Genomic DNA, 21,791 nt, shown 5'->3' with positions numbered 1-21,791 from the left:
GAGCGCGAGTCCACTCCGGCCATCAATCGGGTAACACGCCGCCGTCCGCCTCGGCCGCTGAAGGCGGCGGCGGCGGCACCGACTTGTCGGTCGTGACGATGCGGACGCGGCGCACGCGCCGGCCGACGACGTCCGTCACGACGAGCGTGTAGCCCTCGCACTCGACACGATCCCCAGGCTCGGCCGGATGTTCGAGACGCTCGAGGATGTAGCCGCCCACGGTCTCGACGGTCTTCGCCTCGGGCAGGAGGACGATGCCCGCGTCGCGCTCGAGGTCCGCGAGCAGGACGCGGCCGTCGACCTCCACGATGCCCGGACCACGGCGATGGATCGGCGGCACCTCCTCGTCGTTCTCGTCCCGGATCTCGCCGACGATCTCTTCGAGCACGTCCTCGATCGTGACGAGTCCGACGAACTCGCCGGTCGGGCTCGTCACGATCGCCACGGGGATCTGCTTGGCCTGCATCTCCAGGCGCAGGCGCTCGACGGAGGTGGTCTCGCGGGCGAAGATCGGCTTGCGGAGGAGCTCGGCGACACGCGCGGCCTTGCGGCGTCCCGAGAGGACGTCGAAGAGGTCGCGCAGGTGCAGGTACCCGAGCACGGTGTGGCCCTGGGCGTCGAGGACGGGATACCGCGAGTAGCCGGCCTCCGCGACGATCTTCACGGCCTCGTCGATGCTCATCGCGGCCCGCAGCGTCGCGGCCTCGCTGCGCAGCGACATGACGTGGCGCGCGGTGCGGCGGCGGAGATCGAAGATGCGCACGAGCATGCTGCGCAGCGCGGGATCAAGGCCGGCGGGGCTGCGCGTGAGGAGGATGCGGAGCTCCTCGGACGTGTGCGCAATCTCCTCCTCGTGCGCGGGCTGGAGGCCGAAGAGCCGGACGAAGCCGTTCGCCGCGGAGTTCAAGACCCAGATGATGGGCCACATCAGGACGAAGAAGACGTGGAGCGGCTGCGCGGCGAAGAGCGTGACCTTCTCGGTGCGCTGGATGGCGAGCGTCTTCGGCGCGAGCTCACCGATGATCGTGTGCAGCGACATGATCAGGGTGAAGGCGACGCCGAGGGCGATCGCGCGCGTGGCCTCGGGGCCGACGCCGAACCGGAGGAGCGCAGGCTCGAGGAGGTGCGCGACCGCAGGCTCGCCGATCCAGCCGAGGCCGAGGCTCGCGAGCGTGATGCCGAGCTGATTCGCCGAGAGGTAGGCGTCGAGGCGCTGCGACATCGTGAGCGCCCGTTTGGCCCGCGCATCACCGCTGCGCACGAGCTGTTCGAGCCGCGAGGGGCGCATCTTGACGATGGCGAACTCGGAGGCGACGAAGAACGCGTTCAGCAGGATGAGAAGCGCCGTCGCGAGCAGATAGAGAATCGTCGACATCGTCCGAACCCCGTCCCCCAGAAGCGAGAGAGCGCGCCGAACGAGGGCTCGTTCTCCCTGCGATGGCGGCTCTAGATGCGAGCCCGCACGAGGATCTCGCTACGGAGATCCGAGTCGGCGGAGAGCCCCTCGACGAGCGCGTCCGCGGGACACTGGCCCTTCTCGATGAGGCTGCCGAGGCGCGCGAGGTGCACGCGTTCGTCCTTGCCGTTGCGCATCCGAGCCCGCCGCGCGAGCCCGCCCTCGGCGATGACGAGCACGCGCTCCGCGAGCGCTGCGAGCTTCTCGCCGCGGAACGTCGCCCCGAGCCCCTTCTCGGCGAGCGCCGGACGGAGCGCTTCGAGCTCGGCATAGGTGAAACTCTCGGTGAGTGCCTCGGCTTCGTCGAGGGCGCGCTCGTCGTAGAGGATGCCCGTCCAAAGCGCAGGCAGCGCACACGTGAGCGCGGCCGACTGCGAGTCCGCGCCGCGGACCTCGATCGTGCGCTTGAGGCGCACCTCGGGGAAGAGCGTGTTCAGGTGCGTCTGCCAGTCCGTCGAGGTCGCGCGGTGGCCGCGGAAGCCGTGCTTCAAGAAGCTGCGGAAGGACTGCCCCGTGTTCTCGAGGACCGTGTCGCCGCGCTTGATGAGGAACATCGGCGCGTCGAGCGCCCACTCGACGTAGTCGACGAAGCGCTTGCCGCGCTCGAGCACGTTCTCGAGCAGCCCTTGCCGCGCGGGATCCACGCTGAGCCACGTGAGCGCGCGCCGGCTCTTGCCGCCCCAGAGTGCGCCCTCGACGAACGGGGAGTTCGCGAACATCGCCGTGGTGACGGGCGAGAGCCGGAGCGAGACGCGAAGCGCGCGCATCGCGCCCTCTTCGCTCGAGTAGTCGAAGTTCGCCTGCACCGTGGCCGTGCGGCGCATCATGTCGAGGCCGCCGGTGCCGCGTGTCGGCAGGTAGCGGCGCATGATGCCGTATCGAGACTTCGGCACCCACGGCAGCTCGTCCTGCCGCGCGAGCGGATGAAAGCCGACGCCGAGCCAGCTCAGGTTGAGCTCGCCCGAGATGTCGCGCAGCTCCGCGAGATGACCGCTCATCTCCAGGCAGATCTGGTGGACGTTGTCGAACGCGGCGCCGGAGAGCTCGAGCTGGCCGCCGGGCTCCAGGGTGACGGAGGCGCCCGCGCGTTCGAGGGCGATGATCGGGCCCGTGGGCGACTCGCGATCGATCTTCCAGCCATGGCGCTCGACGAGCGCTTCGAGCACCGTGAGGACGCTGCGCGGGCCCTCGTAAGGGAGGGGCGCCCCGGTCGTCGTGTCGACGCCGAATTTTTCGGCTTCCGCGCCGATACGGTAACGATCTCGCGGCTTCATCGCCGCGTGGAAGGGGATCAGGAGGTCATCGATGCCGCGGATGATCTCCGCCTGATTCGAAAGGCTCGCTTCGGCCATCGTTCGTGGTTCTCAAACTGTTCGGGGAGTTGGGGGGCGCAGATCAGGCCTAGACGGCCTGCGGCCACATCGGGGAGCGCTCCGAGCCGGATCCCTTCGGACCAAGCACACGCGCGAGGACAGCGACGTGTTTTGCCGTGGTCCCAGCACCACCGCCGACGAACCTCGCCCCTGCGTCCACCAGACGTTTGCACGCCGCGGCCCACGCATCCACCGATGTCGTGGTGTCAGGTACGCCATGTTGGCACTCGGGGCTCGCCGCGAGCAGAACCCCGACGCGAGGAGCCCCCGCGCGCGTCACGATCTCCAGCGCAGCCTTGGCCGCGCTCTCGCTCGGGACGTCGACGAGCACGGCATGCACGCCCGCCTCGACCGCAGCGCGTGTCCCCTCTTCCAGCGAGTCCCCATCGACGACACGCTCGCCGTCGGATGTTTCGAGCAGCGCCCACGTGGGGAGTTGCGTCGCGCACGCGCTCACGATGGCCGAGAGCCGCGCCATGCGCGCCAGCTGCGTGCCGTGCGGGAAAGCCTCCGGCGAGAAACCACGCGCGATGATGAGCTCGCAGCCCGACGTCGACAGGCGCGTCGCGTGCATCGCGTACTCTTCGGTGATCCGCTCGGGGAGCGCCGGAGCTATCCAGCGCGCGCCGAGCAGGCCCGCCACGACGACCGGACGATGCGCGGTGCCGACCGCTTCGATCGCGAGATCGACCGCGGCGCCCGTGAGCGCGGCGGAGCGGAACGCCATGCCGATCTGCGCGAGCGCCCGCGGCATCGTCTCGTCCGTGACCGCGACGATCACGTCCGATCCGGCCGCGATCTCCTGGCGGTAGTGCTCGGAAACAGCGCCGGGGTTCTCGCGCACGGCGCGACCGAGGGGCGCCGCGCCGGAGGTCTCCACGCCCCTCGCCACGAAGGACGAGACCGGATCGCCACCCAGGACGAGCGGGCGCCCCGCTTCGAGGCGGGTCAGGAGGGCATCGAGAGAGCTCACGTCATCACGCAGGGGTTCGAGGGCCGAGCCGGGAATCCAAGATCGGCCGAAGGCCGTCGACAACAGGACGAACCTTCGTCCCCTTCTACCACTTCACCTGGAAACACGGAACCCGAGACGCGGCTGCCACGTGCATTTCCCGTCCGGGTCGGCGAGCAAGCCTTCACGTGCTCGTCACAACGCTTCGCTCCACGCATCAAGCCCCTCGCGCAGAGGCCGCTTGCCCGGACGGGCGCGCCCCACGCTTCGGGAGGAACTTCCGATCGAACAAGCGGACGCGACGGACGAAGAGGTCGAGGAGGAAGACCACGATGGCCGCATACACGAAGCGCGTCCAAAGCTCCTCGTGGTACGTCACCTTCTCCCCGCCGGGGTCGAAGATCGCCTGCACGGACGCGGGATCGACGGCCGCACCCGTGGCGAGGGCCGCCTTCTCGAGCGTCGGGAGATCGGCTTCGAAGCTTGCGTACTCCTTCGGATACGGGTTCGACACGTGGCCGAAGCTCACGGCGACCTGCTTCATCGCGCCGCCCTCGGCCTCGCGCATGTGCTCGGCCCTGAGCAGGAACGAGCCGTACTTGTCGAGCGGCTCGTCGACCTCGTAACGACCGGGCGCCGTCTGCCGGAAGTCGACGACCTTCGTCTCGCCGCCCGGCACGATGATCGAGAGCTTCGAGGTCAGGTTGTTCTCGAAGCGCTCGTCGGCCCCGAAGGCATCGACCGACGCGCGCAACCGCCCGCCCACGACGTCGGCCTTCATGTCGAGCTCGCGCCGGTGCTTCTGCCGCATGTGCTCGTGCACGAGCTGGCCCCAGAAGCGCTCGAAGCCCGGCCACCGGAGCCACTCGACGGCCCAGCGCGACTTCACGTCGCTCGTCCACGCGAGTGTCCAGCCAAGGCCCACGCGCCAGCGCGCGAGGATGGGCTCCTGCGTGTCGCTCTGGAGCAGCTCCACCGCAGGCGGCGGCTTCATCTTCGTCGAGACGTAGCCGTGCAGGTTCGGCGCGGTGCGCACGTCGACGCCGCGCAGGAAGGCCGCGTCGCCGACCTGCGTGACGGGGAACCACTCCTCGACCGCGGCCGCGCGCGCGATCATCTCCGTCTCTTTCGTGAAGATGCGCGGCAGGTTGTTCGCGTCCGCGACGGCGTGATAACGGCCGCCGCCGACGTCCGCGATCATCTTGAGGAGCTGCTCGTCCACGTCGCCGCCGAGGCCGACGGTCGTCACCGTGATCGACTCGGCGATCATGGCCGAGACGAGATCACGAATGCCCGAGCTCGACGCCTTGCCGTCCGTCAGCAGCACGACGTGCTTCTTGCGAGCCTGCGTGACCGTGAGGTCCTGGTAGGCCGCGTCGAGCGCCGGGAAGATCTCGGTGCCGCCGCCCGGCTGGATGCGCGCGATGTCGCCCGTGATGCGCGAGCGGTTTCGCGCCGGCTGGAACTTCACGTAACGCGTCGGCGCCGAGTCGAAGGCGATCACCTCGATCAGATCATCCGACGAGAGCACGCCGGCCGTCGCCTTCGCCGCGGCCTTCGCCATCTCCAGCGGCAGGCCGGTCATCGAGCCCGAGCGATCGATGACGAGCGCCAGCGCGACGCTCGGCATCTCCTTCTTGCGCTCGTTGTCCATGCGGACCGGCAAGATCCGCTCGATCGTCGAGTGATACCAGCCGCCGAGCCCATAGCCCGCCTCGCCGCCTGCGAAGAGGAAGCCGCCGCCGAGATCACGGACGTACGTCTCGATGAGCTCCTGCGCCTGCAGCGACACGGCGTCCTTCGGCGTGTCGCTCAGGATCACGAAGTCGAAGCGCTCGATCTCCTTGACCGAGGCCGGAAAGCCCGCGGGCGGACGCACGTCGACGTCGAGCTGCTGTGCCGTGAGCGCGCTCGAAAGCGGCCCCGCGTGCTGCGGCGTGCCCTCGATGTAGAGCACTGCAGGACGTCCGGGGACGTCGATCGTCGTCGCGTACTTGTTGTTCTCCTTGAACTTGTCGGCCGGGATCTCGTCGACCTCGAACGCGTACGTCACCTGGCCCGGCAAGCGCACGACGCTCTTGAAGATGACGTCGTTCGGGCCGGCCTTGAGATCGAGCTCCTTGATGCCTTCGAGCCCGTTCAGCGCCTCGCCCTGGTAGAGCCGCGCGCGCGCCTTCGTCGCCCGCGTCGCGTAGATGTCGGCGTGGATCGCAAACGTCTCGCCGACCTTCACGCGCTCCGGCATCTTGAGCTCGCGCACGGCGACCTCGGGCGGCGCGGGCCTGCGATACGGGATCGTGAAGAGCTTGATCCCGAGCTCCTTGGCGCGGTTCGACTCGGCGAGGATGTCGCCTTCGGTCTGCACGCCGTCCGTGAGGAGCACGGCGCGCTTGAGGTAGCCCTGCGGATAGAGGCCGTACGCGAGCTGGAGCGCCGCCTGCAGGTTCGAGCCCGCGCCGAGCGACTCCGACTGCGCCTTGTCGGCGCTCTCGTGCCGCGTGATCGGCGGTGGTTTTGCGTTTTCCTCGCCCTCGACCTCGGGCACCTCCACGACGCGTGGCCGCTTCGCGAACGTGACGAGCTTGACGACCGCGTCCTTCGGCTTCTCGGCCCAGGCCCGTTGCACGGCCGCGCGCGCGTCGTCGAGCGCCTCGTCCGTGACGGAGTCCGAGACGTCGACGAGGTAGACCGTGCACACCTTCTCGGTCGTGGCCGTGCGCGCGAGGCGCGAGAGGCCGAGCGCGAGGAGCGCGACGAACGAGATGCGGAGCAGCACCGAGAGCACGCGCTGCGGCCACGGCAGATCGGCGAGCGACTGCGAGAGGACGCCGACGAACCACGGCGCGAGCAGGATCGCCCCGAGCATCTTCGGGTTGAGCAGCTCGTAGGTGATCCCGCCGCGAACCCACGTCAGCGTGGGATCGGGGTGCAGGAGGACGAAGCGCCGATAGGCCCAGAAGAGGAGCCCTGCGAGCGCGACGCAGGTCGAGACCCAAGCGATGACCCGGAGGCGCTTGTTCACACCGTCACCCTCCGATGGTACGTGAGCCACTCGATCGCGGTGACGAGGAGCACCGCGGCGAGCAAGTAGATCCAGATCTCGCGCCGCACGCCGACCTTGAACTCCCCAACGGGGCCCGCGGCGCGCCCGCCGACGACGAGCTCAGTTGCCGGTTTGATCACGCTCTCGGCCGGATCGACGAGGTTTGCCGCGAAGGTCGTGGTCTCGTCCGGGCCCGTGGACAGCTTGTAGAAACCCGCTTGCTGGCCGAGGAAGACCGCGCGGCCGTCCTTCACGGGCACCTCGCGCTTCGTTCCATCGGGCAATTCGAGCGTCGCTGTCGCCGCCGCGGACGAGGCCGGGATCTGCCAGACCGTGCCCGTGCGGAACGAGGAGATGTACTGCACGTCCTCCTCGACGAACTCGTTGATCGTGTTGAGCAAAAAGAGCGGCCAGGAGATCCGGAGCGGGAAATCGCTCTCGCGGACGTCGAAGCCGAGCGCGACGAACTTCACCCCCGCGCGGCTGCCGGCGATGAGGATCGGCCCCTTGTAGCTCTTGCCGATCACCTTGTCCTCCTTCTCGCCCTTCAGCGGACGCGCGCGCCCAATGTTGACGTCCGAGAGGACCGTGTAGCGGAGGATCGGGTGCTTCTCGTCGAGCTCGTCGAAGCCGAGCCGATAGTTCGGATCCGTATCTTCGACGGGCTTGCCCACCTCGAACGGCACGTTCTCGCCCGAGGGGTTCAGGTAGAGCAGGCTGCCGCTACCCGGCGCGACGTTCGGCGTCACGCCGTCGAAGATGGTCACGTCGAAGTTGCCCTTGGCCGGGTAACGCGACGGATCGATCGACGTGACCTCGAGATACTCGTCGAGCAGGAGCGCGGCTTCGAGGAACATGTTGCCCGTCGTGACGACCTGCACGCGGGCCCGCCTGCGCTCGGGCAAGAGCGCGAAGGCGTGATCGTCGGCGGGCAGATCGTCGCGGCTGCCGTTCGCGTAGGCGATCTTCGCTTCGAGCGTCTTCGATGCGCCCGAGAGATTCGGATAGAAGCGTGGCAGCCGCTCCTTCGGCCCGAGCCGGATCTGCGAGAGGTCCGTGAGCTGCCCGTCGCCGAAGAGCGAGAGCTCGACGTCGACCGGCTCTTCGTTCGTGTTCGTGACCTCGAGCATCACCTCGTAGCGGCTCTTGTCGAGCGGGTAACGCCGCACCGAGAAGCCCGTGATCGCGACGTTCGTCGCGCGTGATCCGATGGGCAGGTACGAGATCCGCACGTCGCCGAGCTCCACGGGCCCGGCCCCGTCGACCGCGGGGCCGAGCGCGCCGTCGGACACGACGATGATCTCCGGCGAGGAGAGGCCACGCAGCGTGTCGGCCCCGAAGCGCAAAGCCCGCGCGAAGTCGGCGCTCGCGTCCGTGGCCTTGATCGACGCGACGGCCGCTTCGAGATCGGGGATCTCGCTCGTCATCGTGGAGAGCGGCGTCACGGCCGCATCCATCTGCGCGATGAGCATGCGATCGCTGCCCGAGAGGCCGCGGACCATGCGCTTGACCTCGTCCTTCGCGGCATCGATGCGCGACGGTGCGGCGTCCGTGGCCTTCATGCTCGCGCTCGCGTCGACGAGCACGATGATATTCCGGCCTTCGAGGATGTTCGCCGCAGGGCGCGGATCGCCAAGCGCGAGGAGGAGGAGCGCGAGGAGCGCGAGCTGCAGGAGGAGCGAGAGGAAGCGCTTCAACTGCGAGAAGAGGCTCGTCGCCTCCTTGTCGCGCAGGATGCGCTCCCAGAGCTTCTCGAAGGGCACGGCGACGGGACGCCGGCGCAGCTTCAGGATGTAGAAGACGACGACCACGCTGCCGGCGAGGGCGCCGATCTGGAGCAGGGTCGCGAGCGGGACGCCGACGAAATGCATGGCCTACCGGAGGAAGCCGCCGCGGCGGAAGACGCGGAGGATGAGCTCGTCGAAGGACACGTCGACGTCGGCGCGGAAGTAACTCACCTGGCGCGTCGTGCAGAACCGCTGCACCTCGTCCAGGTACCCGTCGTACGCCTGCTGGTATTTTTCGAGCACCTTGGCCGTGACCGTGACCTCGCGCTCCGTGCCCGTCTCGCAGTCGTACACGCGCACGTCGCCCTTGATGTCGGGCCGCGCGTCGTGCGGATCGACGAGATGGATCACGTACGGCTCGAAGCGGTTGAAACGCAGCACGTTGATGCCGCGCTCGAAGCCCTCCGGATCGTAGAGATCGGTGAGCAGCACGGCGAGTCCGCGCCGTTTGTGCTGCGCGACGAACGTCTTCATCGCCGTGCCGAGGTCCGTCGGGCCCTCGGCCTTCACGCCGTTGAGGAAGCGGAAGATGCGGAAGATGCGCGCCTTGCCGCGCGTCGTCGGCATCCGCCCGCTGATCTCGTCCGTGGCCGCGACGATCGCGATCCGATCGAGGTTCGCGAGGCCGACGTACGCGAGCGCCGCACAAAGCCGCTTCGCCTGCCGGAGCTTCTCGCCTTCGCCGAAGCCCATCGACGAGGACGTATCGAGGATGAAGTAGATCGCGAGATCCTCTTCCTCCTCGTAGAGCCGGATCAGCAGCCGATCGAACTTCTGGTAGGCGTTCCAGTCGAGGTAGCGGATGTCGTCGCCGGGCGCGTAGTCGCGGTGATCGGCGAACTCGATGCCCGAGCCCGTCTTCTTCGTCCGCCGCTCGGCGCGCATCGCGCCCGAGAAGACGCGGCGGCTCACCATCGCGAGGTACTCGAGCTTGCGCTGGAACTCGTCGTCGAAGAGGTCGTCTTCGCCGGCCGCGCCGCCGCGGCGCAAGGACGGCTTGTCGGGCCGGAGCCCCAGGAACTCGAGCACACCCATGGCGAGGACGATCCCTACTCGGTATCGGGGAGCTGCTTCATGATCGCGAGGAGGACGTCGTCGGTCTTCACGCCCTCGGCCTCGCCCTCGAAGTTGAGGAGCACGCGGTGCCGGAGCGCCGGCAAGCACACGGCCTTCACGTCATCGACCGACGCCGCGAACCGCCCCTCGAAGAGCGCGCGGATCTTCGCCGCGAGCAGGAGCGCCTGCGCGCCGCGCGGCGACGAGCCGAACTTGACGAAACGCTTCACGAGATCGAGCGACTTGCCCTCCGGATGCGTCGACTGGAGCAGCCGCACCGCGTAGTCCTGGACGTGCCGCGCGACCGGCACCTCGCGCACGAGCTTCTGCATCGCGAGCAGCCGCTTCTTGTCGACCACCGGCTTCGCCTCGGGCGCGTCCATGCCCGTCGTGCGATCGAGGATCGCGTGCAGCTCCTCGCGGCCGGGGAACGGCACGTGGAGCTTGAAGAAGAAGCGATCGAGCTGCGCCTCGGGGAGCGGATACGTGCCCTCGCTCTCCAACGGGTTCTGCGTGGCGAGGACGAAGAACGGCTCTTCGAGCGTGTAGCTCGTCTTTGAAACCGTGACGCGATGCTCCTGCATCGCTTCGAGCAACGCGCTCTGCGTCTTCGGCGTGGCGCGGTTGATCTCGTCGGCGAGCACGATGTTCGCGAAGATCGGGCCCTTGCGGAACGAGAGCGAGCGCTGCCCGCCCGCGCCCTCGTCGATCATCGTCGTGCCGAGGATGTCGGCCGGCATCATGTCGGGCGTGAACTGGATGCGCGAGAACTGGAGCTCCAGCGCCTGCGCCATCGTCCGGACGAGCATCGTCTTGCCGAGGCCCGGCACGCCTTCGAGCAGCGCGTGGGAACCGGCCAGCATGCACGTGAGCACGCCGTCGACGACCTCGCGGTTGCCGACGATGACCTTCCCCACCTCCTCACGCAGCCCGCCGATGCTCTTCTGAAAATCGGCGACCTCGGCGCGCGCGAGATCCTTGTTTTTCTCGGCCATCTCTTCCCCTATCGTTCTACTTGGAAAAACCAATCGTGCCCGCGCGCGCCGCTCACTCCCTGGGTCGAATGAGCTGGAAATAGCGGTGCACGTAGAATCGGTACCCGTCGGGCACCTTTTCTTTGTTGATTTGCTCCTCGGCGACGGTCCTGTACTGCGTGAAGACCTTCTTGTAGCCGCCGCCCCGGAAGCCCTTCTCGGCCGCCGCGAGGATCACCTCGCTGTTCGAAGGACCGCCGCCGGAATCGAGCCCCTGGGCCTGCACGTCCTGCGTCCCCATCTTGGGATCGGTGCGCTTGCCGGCGATGTCGCCGTCGTGCCCCGAGCCGACGCCCTTACCGCCCGGCTCCGTGCCCTGACCGCCCTGCCCCTGGCCCTCGCCCTGGCCTTGCCCCTGGCCCTCGCCCTGGCCTTGCCCCTGCCCCTGCCCACTGCCTTGCGAGAGCACGAGCATCTTCTTGCCGCCGGGGCCGATCACCCACTGTTTGCCCTGACCACCGCTCTGCTGGCCGCCGTTCTGGCCGTTCTGACCATCCTGGCCCTCGCCATCCTGGCCCTCTTGACCGTCCTGACCCTCTTGGCCTTGGCCTTCCTGACCCTGGCCTTGTTGCGGCTGACCTTGCCCCTGCCCGCCCCGCGCGCGTTTGCCGAAGCGAAGCATGCGGGCCATGCGCTGCTTGCCCGATTGCCCCTGCTGCCGGAGCATCTCGCGCAGCTCTTCGAGCCGCTGCCTTAGCTCTTCCTTCTCCTTCTCGGACATCTCCTCCTGCTGCATGCGGTTGATGTCCTCGGCAGCCTGTTCGAGATCCTCGGCGGACGCGCCGAGCTCGCGCATCAGATCCTCGGCCGCCTTCGCGAGCGCGCGATCGAGTTTGTCGAGCTGCCGCCCGAGGCGTTCCTGCTTCTCCGCCTCGCGATCGAGCCGCTCGAGCTCGCGCTCCTTCTTCTTGAGCAGGCGCTCCTCTTGCTCGTCCTGCGGGCCGCCGTCCTGCTCGTTCTTCTTTTGCTTCTTCTTGAGCAGCTCCTCGCGGGCCTCGGCGCGCTTCTCGTTGATCGCGGCGAGCGCCTCCTTCTGCCGATCGGAGGCCTTCTTCAGCGCGTCCTTGAGCCGCTCGAGCGAGGCCTTGTCGGGCTTCTTCTTCCCGTCGCGCAGCCGCTCGGCGAGCTCCTTCAGGTCCTTCTTCGCCTTCTCGAGGTCCTTCTTCTTCAGCGACTCGCCGACGGGCTTCGAGAGCTCGCTCGATTCGAGGTCCTTGCCCATCTGCTCGAGCGCCTCTTCGAGCGCCTTCCGATCGGCCTCGGCGCCCTTCAGAAGGTCACGCTCGATGGCCTCCATCTTGCGGAAGGCCTCGGTGCGATCGAGCCGCTTGTTCGCGATGTCCTCGACGAGCTGGTTGAACCTCTCGATCGCGGCCTGCACCTCGGGCGTCTGATCCTTCTTCGCGAGCTCCTTCGCGGCCTCGCGGAAGAGCTCCAGATCGTCGTCCGAGAGCGCGACCGCGTCGATCGTGCGGAGCTGCGGCGGCGCCTCCTTGATCGGCGTGCGGATCTCGAAGAGCGCGAGCGCGACGGCGCCGATGCCCACGAAAAGCGCCGCGAGATAGTCCGAGGGCAAACGGATCGGCGCGGCCTTGCTAGGCTTCAGATCCCGCGCGTTCTCGACCGCGTCATCGATGGCGACCTCCATCAGCGGCGTGCGCTCGGAGGTCTTGATCGCGTCGAACGCGAGCGCGTTCGTGAGCCGGTCGTGGAGTTTGTGATGGCGATCGAGCGCGATCGTCCCGGCCCGCGGCGGGAGCTTTCGGAGGAGCCCCACGAGCGCCACGGCGACGACGGCCGCGGCGGCGCCGATCAGGATGTGGCGCGCGCGCTGCTCGGAGAGGTGGTCGGGGAACAACTTGCGGCACGCGAGGGTGCCTGCGACGACGGCAAACGCCAGCGTGAGCGCGTTCGGCACGTAACGTACGGCCCGCGCGATGCGCAGCCGGAGCGAGACGATCGCTGCGGCGCGGCGGATGCGAGAGAGCCCTTGGGTACGGTGATCGCTCACGGTAGAAGTCGCTCCGATCGCCCCGGGAGGACCGATCGCCGGGTGGTGAGGGGCGTCATTGTAGCTGTTGACGTTTCGAGCGCTCGTAAGTTCCTAACCTTGGGAACGCGCCGCGCATCGCGATCTTACGCGCCATGTGCCTGGATGATTCCCCCACGGCGCAAGCACGTTCGGGGCTGCCCCCTACCCGCCTCCAGGAACCTCGCAGCTCGCAAGCAGCCACAAACGACGAAGGGCGCTTCGGACGAAGACCGTCCGCCGCGCCCTCCTCGTGCCGGCCCTCGTGTCGTCAGCTCGATCGACGCGCGGCCGCGCGGGGCTTCTTCGCCGTCGACTTCCGCCCCGCCGTCGACTTCGCCTTCGTGGGCGCCGCCTTCTTCGTCGCAGCCGCCTTGCCGCCCGAAGCCTTCTTCGTGGCCTTCTTCGCGGCTGCCTTCTTCGCCGGCGCCGCGGCCTTCGCGGCCGGCTTCTTCGTGGTCTTTGCGGCCTTCGCCGTGGCCTTTCCGGCCTTCTTCGCGGCGGCCTTCTTCACCGGCTTCTTCGCGGCCTTCTTCGCGACGCGCGCGGGCTTCGGCGCGGGCGCGGGCGCGGCTTCCTCGGCCGGCTCCTCGTCGAGGTCGGCGTCGTCGAGCGCGCGGCGCGCCGGCATCTCCTTGCCGTACTTCGCGAGCAGCTCGCCGATCTTCTCGTCGAGCTTGGCGAACTCGAACGGCTTGTCGAGCCACCCGTCGGCGAAGAGCGGCGAGGTCATCGCGTTCATGCTCTCGCCGATCCCCGTGAGCATGAGGACGGGCGTGTTCGCGAGCGTTCCGCCCGCGGCGCCCGGTGCCTTGACGAGCTTCGCGACTTCCCAGCCGCTCATCTGCGGCATCATCACGTCGAGCATCACCAGATCCGGGTGATGCTGCTGCGTCAGGCGCCAGGCGGTCTCGCCGTCGGCGGCATCGTGAACCTGGAAGCCGAGGGTCTTCAAATGCCGCGCCACCAGGCTCAGCATGGCGGGCTCGTCCTCGGCGACGACGACGGTGAGAGGCTTCGTGCTGGTGCTGGCGGACGACATCGTTTCGGGATGAGAGTACGCCGAAGGGGAGAAGGTCAAGGCCTACATGCGCCGGGCACTTTCACCGCAGCGCTTCGGAGCCCCGGCGCAGGCGCCCCGGCCCGGAAGCAACGAGGACGCCTGGACATTCCCGATGCCGTCGTAGAGTCCTGCACCTACACGCGGACGCGCATCGGGGAGCGCCGGACGAACTTCGCCGCGACGTACCTCGTTCCCTCGGACGCAAACTCGGGCGAGCATGGAGGCGCACCATGACCACCCAGGACCTCGCCGCCGTGAGCGGCGCCACGGGATTCATCGGCTCGGCCGTCGTTCGCAAATTGCTCGACGCGGGGCGCAAGGTACGCGCGCTCGTCGAGCCCGGCGCCAATCCGAAAAACCTCGCGGGTTTGCCCGCGGATCGTGTCGAGCAGGTCGAGGTCGACGTCTGCGATGCGAAAGGCATGCGCAAGGCACTCGAAGGCGCGAGCGCGTTTTACCACCTCGCGGCGATCTACAAGGTGTGGATGCCCGATCCGACGCCGATCCACCGCGTCAACATCGAGGGCACGTTGACCTCGCTCCTCGCGGCCCGCGATGTCGGCGTGCGCCGCGTGATCTACACGTCCTCGATCGCGGCCGTCGGCTTGAAGGAGGACGGGACGCCCGCGGACGAGTCGACGCCGTGGAACCTCTGGAACATCGCGAACGACTACATCTCCTCGAAGTACCACGCCGAACGGGTCGTCACGCGCCTCGCCGAGGCGGGTTTTCCCGTGGTGATCGTGAACCCCGCGTTCCCCTTCGGCCCGCGCGACATCGGGCCCACGCCGACGGGCGGGATCATCCTCTCGTTCCTCCAGGGAAAGATGCCCGGCGTGGGGAAAGGCGGGTTCTGCGCGGTGGACGTGGACGACGTCGCGACGGCGCACGTCGCGGCCGAGACGCGCGGGCGGTTCGGCGAGCGGTACATCCTGGGAAACCACAACGTCACGTTCCGCGCGTTCCTCGAGCTCGTGGCCGAGGTCTCGGGGAGGAAGCCGCCGCGGCTACCGATCCCCTCGGGCCTCGCGCGGACCATGGCCGCAGGCCTCGAATTCTGGTCCGATCACGTGAGCCACGCGCCGCCGATCGCCACGTACAAGAGCGTCCGCTACATGCAGGAGTACGCGTACTTCAGCGGCGAGAAGGCGCGGCGCGAGCTCGGCATGCCGTGTACGCCGCTCCGGACCTCGGTGGAGCGCGCGGTCGAGTATTTCCGGACGAACGGGATGGTCTAGGCGGCGCGCGCGAGGGTGATCTTGTCGGATTGTCCGGCCGCGTAGAAAGAGCGAAGCGCGCGGCGCATGCGATCGAAGTGGCCACGCCGCGCGAAGGTCTCTTCGAGCCTGCCGGCGAAGCGGGCGGCGAGATCGTTCGCGAGGCGGTAGCGATCGCCGCGTTCGGTGCCCGGCGGATGGAGATACTCGACGGCTTCGAAGAGCCGCGCGCGGATGCGGGCCGCGCGGTCCGGATCGAAGCGGCGCGCGGCGAGCGGGCCGTGCACGAAGAGCACGTACTTGTCGACCTCGGCCTGGAGCTCGAGCTCGAGCTGCGTGACCGGCAGCTCACGTCGCGCACGCTCGGCCAGGCAGAGGAAATGGCTCACTCCCTCCACCACCTGGCAGAGCAGATCGAACGGGAGGTTCTTCGATTCGAGCGCCGCGCGCGGCAGGTGGAGCAAGAGCGAGACGCCATCCTCGTCCTCGCGCACGAAAAGCACCTCGCGCCCTTCGTCTTCCGACGCGTCGATCGGCCGGATGAAGTCCTCCACCGAGGGCGCCTCCGGGATGCCGTACGTGCCTTCGAGCGCTGCCTGAATGCGCGCGGGCAGCGAGGGCGCCATCAGTGGACGCCCTCCTTTCCACGCACGGGCACGAGCCCACGCGCGCCGAGCTCTTCCGCGAGGCGTGACGATCCCGTGCGCAGCCAGCGCTCGTAGAGCTTGAGCAGCCCGCGCTGGCCTTGCGCGCCCTTTGCGATGGCGCCGTCGGCGACCTCGTTCAGGACCTCCACGAATTGCTCGAATCGGTCGGCGAGCTCCGACAGGACGTCGTGGGTCGCGCGCTGGCCCGGCGTGCGCAGCATGGCCGAGGCGTTGTCGTACGCGGTCGCGCCGACGCGGATCACGTAGCCGCGATCGATGCCGCGCAGCTCGACATGGCTGCCGAAGAAGCCGACCCCGTAGAGCACGCCGTCGCCGAGCGCGCGCAGGCGCCGGAAACGCGTGGCCCCCGAGGCCTTGAGCGCGTCGTGGAGCTGGAAGGCGAGGGGTCGGGAAAAAGCCGACTCGTTTTCCTCGCTAGGGTGGGCATAGTCACAGAGAACACCGACGAGGTAATGAGACGCCGCCGCGGAGGCCTCCATCTTCCGCGAGCGCAGCGCATCGCCAACGGCGCTCATGAAGTAGTCAGAGATACTGGGAGAGATCGCAATGCTGGTTGTACGGCTCACGGGGCACCTCGTCCTGGACGGGGCGCCTCGGGACCGGGATCCAGCAGGCGCCACGCGCCCGGTTGAACAGCTCGTCCTCGAAAGACCGGAGACAGAGGCTTCGCGGACGGCTCGGGGCCGGACGCGGGCCTCATGAACGGAATCTACCGCAGCGGGCGCACGACGCCCAGCGGACGGCAGATGGTTTTACGTGGGATTCCGAGGATTTGTGGCCACCCCCAGGGGCGGCTGCCAGCGATCGCGAAGGCCGTGATTTGCAGCCGCTTGACAGCCGAACGACCATGACTATCTTCCGCGCCGTTCGTTAGCACTCACCCCCCGTGAGTGCTAACAATCGAAAAACCGCAAGCTCATCGGGCATGTGGCGGGGGCGCCCACAGATGAATGCGCGCCCCGCGCCTGCCCATTGCGAATGGGATCTGGTGGCTCTCGGCCACCCCCGGAGGGTTTCACGATGGCGACGAAGATCAGGCCGCTGCAGGACCGCGTGATCGTCAAGCGACTCAAGGAAGAAGAGAAGACCAAGGGCGGGCTCTACATCCCGGACTCCGCCAAGGAGAAGCCCGTGGAGGGCACGGTCCTCGCCGTGGGCAACGGCAAGGTCCTCGAGGACGGCACGGTGCGCAAGCTCGACGTGAAGGAAGGCGACCGCGTCCTCTTCGGAAAGTACTCGGGGACCGAGGTGAAGCTCGATGGGGAAGAGCACCTCATCCTGCGCGAGGACGACATCCTGGGCGTGATCGAGTCGTGACGCGGGCCGTGGCCCCCTGAATTTTGGAGATATCGAGATGGCTGCCAAAGAGATCATCTACAACGAGTCGGCCCGCAGCATGATCCTCGCGGGCGTCAACGCCCTCGCCGACGCCGTGAAGGTCACGCTCGGCCCGAAGGGTCGCAACGTCGTCATCGAGAAGAGCTTCGGCTCGCCCACCGTGACCAAGGACGGCGTCACGGTCGCGAAGGAGATCGAGCTCGAGAACCGCTTCGAGAACATGGGCGCGCAGATGGTGCGCGAGGTGGCCTCGAAGACGAGCGACATCGCCGGCGACGGCACCACGACGGCGACGGTGCTCGCCCAGGCGATCTACCGCGAGGGCTCCAAGCTCGTCGCGGCGGGCCACAACCCGATGGAGATCAAGCGCGGCATCGACAAGGCGGTCGAGGCCATCGTCGCGAACCTCAAGGGCTCGGCGAAGCTCACGCAGGACGCGAAGGAGATCGCCCAGGTCGGCACGATCAGCGCGAACGGCGACCTGACGATCGGCAAGCTCCTCGCGGACGCGATGGAGAAGGTCGGCAAGGAAGGCGTCATCACGGTCGAGGAGGCGAAGAGCGCCGACACGACGCTCGACGTGGTCGAGGGCATGCAGTTCGACCGCGGCTACCTCAGCCCGTACTTCGTGACGGACGCCGAGGCGATGAAGTGCGTCATGGAGGACGCCTACATCCTCATCTCGGAGAAGAAGATCTCCAACATGAAGGACCTCCTCCCGGTCCTCGAGGCGATCGCGAAGCAGCAGAAGAACCTGCTCATCATCGCCGAGGACGTCGAGGGCGAGGCGCTCGCGACGCTCGTCGTGAACAAGCTCCGCGGCACGCTGCACTGCGCGGCCGTGAAGGCGCCCGGCTTCGGTGATCGCCGCAAGGAGATGCTGAAGGACATCGCGGTCCTGACCGACGGCCAGGTGATCGCGGAGGAGCTCGGCCTCAAGCTCGAGAACGTCACGATCTCGGATCTCGGCCGCGCCAAGACCGTGATCATCGACAAGGACAACACGACGATCGTCGGCGGCCAGGGCAAGAAGGACAAGATCAAGGCGCGCCAGCAGGAGATCCGCGCCCAGATCGAGCACACGACGAGCGACTACGATCGCGAGAAGCTCCAGGAGCGCCTCGCGAAGCTCGTCGGCGGCGTGGCCGTGATCAAGGTCGGCGCCGCGACCGAGACCGAGATGAAGGAGAAGAAGGCCCGCGTCGAGGACGCGCTCCACGCGACCCGCGCGGCCGTGGAAGAGGGCATCGTCCCCGGCGGCGGCGTCGCGCTCATCCGCGCGCAGGCCTCGCTCGGCTCGCTCGAGGTGAACGACGAGCAGCGGTTCGGCGTGAACATCATCCGTCGCTCGATCGAGGAGCCGCTCCGCCAGATCTCGGCGAACGCCGGCGAAGAGGGCTCGATCGTGGTCCAGAAGGTTCGCGACGGTCAGGGCTCGTTCGGCTACAACGCCGCGAGCGGCGAGTACGGCGACCTCCTCGCGATGGGCGTCATCGACCCGGTGAAGGTCGTGCGCTCGGCGCTCCAGAACGCCGCGAGCGTGGCGAGCCTCATGCTCACCACCGAGGCGCTCATCGCGGAGCGTCCGAAGGAGGAGAAGGCGGCGGCAGGTGGCGCGCACGCGGGCCACAACCACGACTTCTGATCCGACGGGCGTCGTGACACCCACGACGCAATCGTGAAAGCACAGCGAAGGCCGGCCCTGTGAGGGGTCGGCCTTTTGCTTTCCATGGCGCACGAACCCGACGATGCAGCGCGCCATCGAGGCCGGAGCCTTGCTACAGTGGAGGCATGTGGGATCGGCGGCACCTCTCCGGGTTGGCGAGCTCCGCCTTCCGGGCGCTCGGCCGGCTGGTCCATTACCTCGATCTGCACGAGGCGCCGCGGGCGGCGAGCGCGATGGCGTTCGACGCGTTCCTCAGCATCATCCCGCTGCTCGCCGTGGCCGGCTGGGCACTGCATCGGCTGCGCGACGCCGCGGCGGAGCTGCTCGGCTCGCTGCTCAGCGCGGCCCCGCCGTCCGTCTCGGCCGCGCTCGGTGAGGACTTCTTCCGCATCTCCGACGCGAAGGCCCTCGTGCTCGCGCCGCTCGGGCTCCTCGCCTTCCTGTGGGTCTCGTCGGCGGGCGCGGCGACAGCGATCGGCGTGTTCGAGACGATGTTCGTGTGCACGCCCCGTCCCTGGTGGAAGCGGCGCCTCGTGGGTCTCGGGCTCGTGCTCGGCGCGATCCCGGCGGTCGGGATCGCCACCTTCGTGGGCATCGTGTTCACGCGTGTGACCGGCTCGCTCGGCGACGCGCTCGTGGCCGCGCTCGGGCCTGGGGTGATCCTGATCGCGCTGGTCGCGGGGTTCTTCCGCTTCACGATCACGCGTCCGCCCACGGTGCGGAGGCGCGTCTGGCCGGGCGCGATCGTGACCGTGTCGCTCTGGGCGATCGTCTCGACGTTGTTCTCGGTCTACGTGCGGAGTTTGGCGCGGTACGCGACGCTCTACGGCACGCTCGCGAACGTCGCGGTGCTCCTGTTCTGGCTCTGGCTCCTCTCGATATCGCTGCTCGTCGGCGGTGAGGTGAATGCGCAGCTCGAAGGCGTGCGCGATCCGCACGACGACGCGCCCGAGCGCTGGCTCTCGCCGAAAGCCGAGGGGCCGCGCTCGATTCAGCCGCCTCCGCCGCCGGCGTCGGTCTTGCGACCGAAGAGGACGGCGTCGAGCGAGTAACGGCCGCCGCCCGTGAGGGCGAGCGCGAGGCCGAGGATCGAGAGCAGGAACGGATACTCGAAGGCCCCGCCCTTGGCCGAGCCGAAGTGCGCGGCGTCCGCCATGTGCATCGAGGCCCAGGCGACGACCATGTTGAACGCGACGACCGCGGCCGCGGGGCGCGTGAGCAGGCCGAGCATCACGCAGACGCCGCCGAGGAATTCGGCGAGGGTCGCACACCAGGCGAGCAGCGTCGGCGCCGGAAACCCCTTCGCCGCGAGGCCACCGGCGAGCCCGGCGGGGCCGGCCGTGAGCTTGGAGAGCCCGTGCGCGGCGAGGAGCACGCCCGTCGCGAGCCGGACGAGCAAAAGGCCCAGTGAGCCCGTGCGGCTCGGATCGGGATAGAGGAGGGATCGGAACTTCATGTCCGTGGCGTAGCACGGCGCACGCCAAGCGAGGCGAGAGCCGGGCGAGCTACGCGGCGGGGCGCACGAATGCGACGTGAGGGGAGGACACGCAGGAAAAACGATTGGCTCGAAAAACCGTTTTCTATTTGAGGATCGTCTCGCAGCCGACCTGGATGTCGACCTTCGCATCGGTGGCGGCGCCGAGGCCCTCGCAGGCCTTGCCCAGGAGCTCAACCTTGCCATCCGGGGTGTAGTCCCAGCAGCCGTCCTGCGGGCACAAATCCAGCGGATCCGTGCGCTTCTTCAGGTTTTGTAGCATCCCGTCGAGCGTGAGGTTCACGTTGACCTGGTTCTTGTCGATCTGCTCGCCGGGCGGCGGGGGCGGCAGGTCGTAGATGCAGCCGAGCGCCTTGCCGCGGACGTCGGCGATCGCCTGGGCCAGCGCGTCGGCGTTGAACTGCGCGCCGTTCGAGAGATCGATATGGCAAGGTTTGGCAGGGGCGGCCCCCCCTTGCGTGAAGGTGGCGTCCTTCGAGCAGGCCGGATCCACGGTGTCCGGCGAGCCGCTGACGGCGTAGGTCGAGAGCGCGAGGAGCATGTTGTAGGGCGGCGTGGCGAACCCGTCGACGGCGACGCCCGTGCTGTTCGAGCCGGGCACGCCCACGATGAACGTGAAAATGGGCTTGTTCGGGTCGGTGCGCGCGGCCGCGATCAGCGTATTGACGCTGTCCGGGTACTCCCAGTCGGGGCAGCTGTAATCGTCGGCGTACCCGGGCCGGGTCGGGCTCGCGACGGAGGTGCACGAGAAGCCGCCGTCCGTGATCAAAACGAGCATGCGCCGGGCGATGTTCTCGGATTTCAGCGATTCGTAGCCGGCCCGGAGAGCGTCGTAAATCGGGGATCCGTCGTCGCCGTTGCTGAGCGGCGGATGGGCGACGAGCCAATCGTACATCTGGCGGCGCACGCCGGTCGGGGCGTTCGTCTTGTCTTTCCCGGCCGGCGCGACGGGCACCTGCGGCAGGACGGAGACGCCGCATGAGACACCCGGGGCGAGGAGGGCATTGCACGTCGCCTGATCGAGCCCCACATAGGCGCAAACGCAAGGCGGGGGGTTGACGAAGCTCGACGGAAAGACCGTGAGGCCGAGGGACATCGTATCGAAGACGTCCTTGTCGATGGCCGATTTGACCGCGAGTTGCGCCGTCCCCCACTTGGACGATTTGTTCATGCTGGCGCTCGCGTCGAGCACGGTGAGCATGGCCGCGGGCGCCTGCGTGGCCTCGGCCGTGAACTTCGCGCAAGCCGGGCCGCCGCCGCCCACGCCTCCGCCGAATCCACCAACGCCGCCGCCTCCAGGCCCGACAGGACCATTGCCCGATCCCCCCGAGCCATCCTCGCCGCCTTCTCCCCCGCTGCCAGGCCGACTGTTGCCGCCCGCCGCGCAGCCTCCCCCGAGCCCGATTCCAATCGAAACGAAAAGCCCCAGGCTCACGCCGAGCCACCGCAGAACGCGCCCCATCGTTTCCTCCTCAGTCGTAAGGAAAACGACCCGAGCGTATCAGAAGCCAGACCTCGAAATCGACCACGACGAGCGCGCTGTGAACGAAATGGGCGGATCGCGTCGCGACGCCCAGAACACACGCCAAAGAGAACGCTCGGCAGCGGAACCCC

At 68.3% G+C, this 21,791-nt stretch carries 17 protein-coding genes; 4 read left to right on the top strand and 13 right to left on the bottom strand.

Annotation, left to right across the window (positions count from 1 at the left end):
* Positions 1-22: 22 nt before the first annotated feature.
* The 9 genes from KEG38_RS10600 to KEG38_RS10560 all read right to left on the bottom strand — a co-directional run bounded on the left by KEG38_RS10600 (position 23) and on the right by KEG38_RS10560 (position 13,772).
* Positions 23-1,375: a hemolysin family protein gene (locus tag KEG38_RS10600; RefSeq protein WP_272419123.1), complete on the bottom strand. Its 1,353-nt coding sequence runs from the start codon at positions 1,373-1,375 to the stop codon at positions 23-25.
* 71 nt (positions 1,376-1,446) lie between these two features.
* Positions 1,447-2,808, bottom strand: coding sequence for a glutamate--cysteine ligase (locus tag KEG38_RS10595; protein ID WP_272419122.1), 1,362 nt, complete (start codon positions 2,806-2,808; stop codon positions 1,447-1,449).
* 49 nt (positions 2,809-2,857) lie between these two features.
* The gene (locus KEG38_RS10590; RefSeq protein WP_272419120.1) at positions 2,858-3,802 is read right to left on the bottom strand and encodes a homocysteine S-methyltransferase family protein; all 945 of its coding nucleotides are present in this window, start codon (positions 3,800-3,802) and stop codon (positions 2,858-2,860) included.
* A 196-nt stretch (positions 3,803-3,998) separates the two neighbouring features.
* Positions 3,999-6,803, bottom strand: a complete 2,805-nt coding sequence (locus KEG38_RS10585; RefSeq protein ID WP_272419118.1) for a VWA domain-containing protein — start codon at positions 6,801-6,803, stop codon at positions 3,999-4,001.
* The gene (locus KEG38_RS10580; RefSeq protein WP_272419117.1) at positions 6,800-8,695 is read right to left on the bottom strand and encodes a vWA domain-containing protein; all 1,896 of its coding nucleotides are present in this window, start codon (positions 8,693-8,695) and stop codon (positions 6,800-6,802) included. Before KEG38_RS10580 ends, KEG38_RS10585 begins: the two co-directional genes overlap by 4 nt.
* A 3-nt stretch (positions 8,696-8,698) precedes the next feature.
* The gene (locus KEG38_RS10575; protein ID WP_272419116.1) at positions 8,699-9,646 is read right to left on the bottom strand and encodes a DUF58 domain-containing protein; all 948 of its coding nucleotides are present in this window, start codon (positions 9,644-9,646) and stop codon (positions 8,699-8,701) included.
* A gap of 14 nt (positions 9,647-9,660) precedes the next feature.
* On the bottom strand, positions 9,661-10,662 hold the full coding sequence (locus tag KEG38_RS10570; protein WP_272419115.1) for an AAA family ATPase: 1,002 nt from the start codon (positions 10,660-10,662) through the stop codon (positions 9,661-9,663).
* Between the two features lie 52 nt (positions 10,663-10,714).
* Positions 10,715-12,712, bottom strand: a complete 1,998-nt coding sequence (locus KEG38_RS10565; RefSeq protein WP_272419113.1) for a DUF8809 domain-containing protein — start codon at positions 12,710-12,712, stop codon at positions 10,715-10,717.
* Positions 12,713-13,001: 289 nt separating this feature from the next.
* On the bottom strand, positions 13,002-13,772 hold the full coding sequence (locus tag KEG38_RS10560; RefSeq protein WP_272419112.1) for a response regulator transcription factor: 771 nt from the start codon (positions 13,770-13,772) through the stop codon (positions 13,002-13,004).
* A 251-nt stretch (positions 13,773-14,023) separates the two neighbouring features.
* On the opposite strand from KEG38_RS10560, the gene KEG38_RS10555 reads away from it, so the two are divergent.
* Positions 14,024-15,031 carry an NAD-dependent epimerase/dehydratase family protein gene (locus KEG38_RS10555; RefSeq protein ID WP_272419111.1) on the top strand — a complete coding sequence of 336 codons (1,008 nt, stop codon included), beginning with the start codon at positions 14,024-14,026 and terminating at the stop codon, positions 15,029-15,031.
* Here the strand turns inward: KEG38_RS10555 and KEG38_RS10550 are convergent.
* Together KEG38_RS10550 and KEG38_RS10545 are read right to left on the bottom strand one after the other, a co-directional pair.
* Complete coding sequence (locus tag KEG38_RS10550; RefSeq protein WP_272419108.1) at positions 15,028-15,636, bottom strand: hypothetical protein; 609 nt, start codon at positions 15,634-15,636, stop codon at positions 15,028-15,030. The two genes, KEG38_RS10555 and KEG38_RS10550, sit on opposite strands and share 4 nt — an antisense overlap.
* On the bottom strand, positions 15,636-16,193 hold the full coding sequence (locus tag KEG38_RS10545; protein ID WP_272419106.1) for a hypothetical protein: 558 nt from the start codon (positions 16,191-16,193) through the stop codon (positions 15,636-15,638). The genes KEG38_RS10550 and KEG38_RS10545 overlap by 1 nt, the downstream gene beginning before the upstream one ends.
* A gap of 505 nt (positions 16,194-16,698) precedes the next feature.
* On the opposite strand from KEG38_RS10545, the gene groES reads away from it, so the two are divergent.
* From groES to KEG38_RS10530, 3 genes are all read left to right on the top strand, one after another.
* On the top strand, positions 16,699-16,995 hold the full coding sequence (gene groES, locus KEG38_RS10540) for a co-chaperone GroES (RefSeq protein WP_272419104.1): 297 nt from the start codon (positions 16,699-16,701) through the stop codon (positions 16,993-16,995).
* Positions 16,996-17,032: 37 nt separating this feature from the next.
* Positions 17,033-18,661: a chaperonin GroEL gene (gene groL, locus KEG38_RS10535; protein ID WP_272419102.1), complete on the top strand. Its 1,629-nt coding sequence runs from the start codon at positions 17,033-17,035 to the stop codon at positions 18,659-18,661.
* 146 nt (positions 18,662-18,807) lie between these two features.
* Positions 18,808-19,734, top strand: coding sequence for a YihY/virulence factor BrkB family protein (locus tag KEG38_RS10530; protein WP_272419100.1), 927 nt, complete (start codon positions 18,808-18,810; stop codon positions 19,732-19,734).
* On the opposite strand, the gene KEG38_RS10525 is transcribed toward KEG38_RS10530, so the two are convergent.
* Positions 19,674-20,138, bottom strand: a complete 465-nt coding sequence (locus KEG38_RS10525; protein WP_272419098.1) for a DoxX family protein — start codon at positions 20,136-20,138, stop codon at positions 19,674-19,676. The genes KEG38_RS10530 and KEG38_RS10525 overlap by 61 nt on opposite strands.
* Before the next feature lie 124 nt (positions 20,139-20,262).
* Positions 20,263-21,639 (bottom strand): vWA domain-containing protein, encoded by a 1,377-nt coding sequence (locus KEG38_RS10520; protein WP_272419097.1) that lies wholly within the window; start codon positions 21,637-21,639, stop codon positions 20,263-20,265.
* Between the last annotated feature and the right edge of the window lie 152 nt (positions 21,640-21,791).

The sequence above is a fragment of the Polyangium jinanense genome, assembly GCF_028435265.1.
Taxonomy (GTDB): Bacteria; Myxococcota_A; Polyangia; order Polyangiales; family Polyangiaceae; genus Polyangium; species Polyangium jinanense.
Note: the sequence above shows the minus strand (reverse complement) of the source record. Positions and strands in the feature narration are given on the sequence as shown.

Bases quoted from the DNA above. Each gene is read 5' to 3' on its own strand.
- KEG38_RS10525 (WP_272419098.1), bottom strand. From the start codon at position 20,138: ATGAAGTTCCGATCCCTCCTCTATCCCGATCCGAGCCGCACGGGCTCA.
- KEG38_RS10575 (WP_272419116.1), bottom strand. From the start codon at position 9,646: ATGGGTGTGCTCGAGTTCCTGGGGCTCCGGCCCGACAAGCCGTCCTTG.
- groES (WP_272419104.1), top strand. From the start codon at position 16,699: ATGGCGACGAAGATCAGGCCGCTGCAGGACCGCGTGATCGTCAAGCGA.
- KEG38_RS10545 (WP_272419106.1), bottom strand. From the start codon at position 16,193: ATGAGCGCCGTTGGCGATGCGCTGCGCTCGCGGAAGATGGAGGCCTCC.
- KEG38_RS10570 (WP_272419115.1), bottom strand. From the start codon at position 10,662: ATGGCCGAGAAAAACAAGGATCTCGCGCGCGCCGAGGTCGCCGATTTT.
- KEG38_RS10560 (WP_272419112.1), bottom strand. From the start codon at position 13,772: ATGTCGTCCGCCAGCACCAGCACGAAGCCTCTCACCGTCGTCGTCGCC.
- KEG38_RS10595 (WP_272419122.1), bottom strand. From the start codon at position 2,808: ATGGCCGAAGCGAGCCTTTCGAATCAGGCGGAGATCATCCGCGGCATC.
- KEG38_RS10550 (WP_272419108.1), bottom strand. From the start codon at position 15,636: ATGGCGCCCTCGCTGCCCGCGCGCATTCAGGCAGCGCTCGAAGGCACG.
- groL (WP_272419102.1), top strand. From the start codon at position 17,033: ATGGCTGCCAAAGAGATCATCTACAACGAGTCGGCCCGCAGCATGATC.
- KEG38_RS10580 (WP_272419117.1), bottom strand. From the start codon at position 8,695: ATGCATTTCGTCGGCGTCCCGCTCGCGACCCTGCTCCAGATCGGCGCC.
- KEG38_RS10530 (WP_272419100.1), top strand. From the start codon at position 18,808: ATGTGGGATCGGCGGCACCTCTCCGGGTTGGCGAGCTCCGCCTTCCGG.
- KEG38_RS10520 (WP_272419097.1), bottom strand. From the start codon at position 21,639: ATGGGGCGCGTTCTGCGGTGGCTCGGCGTGAGCCTGGGGCTTTTCGTT.
- KEG38_RS10555 (WP_272419111.1), top strand. From the start codon at position 14,024: ATGACCACCCAGGACCTCGCCGCCGTGAGCGGCGCCACGGGATTCATC.
- KEG38_RS10600 (WP_272419123.1), bottom strand. From the start codon at position 1,375: ATGTCGACGATTCTCTATCTGCTCGCGACGGCGCTTCTCATCCTGCTG.